We start from the raw sequence: 1,166 nt of genomic DNA, 5'->3' as shown, positions 1-1,166 counted from the left end.
GGGGCGATGAGATTGGTGAGATAGCGTCTGGCCTCATCCAGCGAGCGGGCTTTCACCGCGGATTGCGTGGTGAACGGAGCACTGGAAAACGGGCTGAAGATGGCGGTCGTTCTGGCCAGTGGATCGAGGTTGACGGCGACGGTCATGGGGCACCTCCAATGGGGGGGCCGGCGGTTTTTCCGCCGGGCCGATGCTCAGTTCACAAGCGGAACGATGGCGTGGGTGGCTTCCGAAAGGCTGGCGCGCACCCGTCCAACCCGGCTTCGACGCACAGAGTGACCGCTTCGGTCCTGTTGGAGCTGGTCACAGTCGTCTCCCGCCCGGTTTCAGTATGCGCTGGCGAGCCGCATCACGACGGCTTTGGGTTCGGTATAGGCGTTGACCGCCTCGGTCCCGAATTCGCGCCCGATGCCCGACATCTTGGTGCCACCGAAGGGCACCGCCAGATCGAGGACGTTGTGGGTGTTGAGCCAGACCGTCCCTGCGTCGATGTCTTCCGCCAGCAGATGGGCATGGTCCAGATTGCGGGTCCAGATGCTGGCGCCCAGACCATATGGCGTGTCGTTGGCCATGGCCTTGATCTCGCTGCGATCATTGAACGGCATGGCGCAGACGACCGGGCCGAAGATTTCCTCGCGGATCACCTGCATGTCCGGCCGCACATCGGCCAGAACCGTGGGCTCGTAAAACCAGCCTTCGCGGTCCGGGCGGCGGCCGCCTGCGACGGCCCTCGCACCGTCTGCAAGACCGCTGTTCACAAGGTCCGAAATGCGGTCAAGCTGGCGGGAAGAGACGATCGGGCCAAGCTGGGTGCCCTCTTCCTGACCGGCCCCAAGGCGCAGGCTGCGCGCGATTTCGGCAACCCCCGCCACAACCTCGTCATAGACCGGCGCTTCGATCAGCAGGCGCGAGCCCGCCGTGCAGATCTGGCCGGAGTTGCCGAAGATGGCGTTGGCAGCGCCGGGAATGGCGCGGCTCAGGTCGGCATCGGCCAGAATGATCGTGGGCGACTTGCCACCCAGTTCCAGGGTGACGCGCTTCATCGTTTTGGCCGAGGCCGCCAGAATGCGCTGGCCGGTGGCGGTGGACCCGGTAAAGGCGATCTTGCGCACCAGCGGATGGTCGACCAATGCCGCGCCCGCCTCGTGGCCATAGCCGGTGACGAT

1 protein-coding gene is annotated in these 1,166 nt (G+C 65.4%); it reads right to left on the bottom strand.

The features are described from left to right. Nucleotides 1-326 precede the first annotated feature (326 nt). A partial coding sequence (locus J2X53_RS22475) for an aldehyde dehydrogenase family protein (RefSeq protein ID WP_349039711.1) occupies nt 327-1,166 on the bottom strand: 840 nt, incomplete at its 5' end.

This window comes from Pseudotabrizicola sp. 4114 (assembly GCF_031457365.1).
GTDB lineage: Bacteria > Pseudomonadota > Alphaproteobacteria > Rhodobacterales > Rhodobacteraceae > Pseudotabrizicola.
Note: the sequence above shows the minus strand (reverse complement) of the source record. Positions and strands in the feature narration are given on the sequence as shown.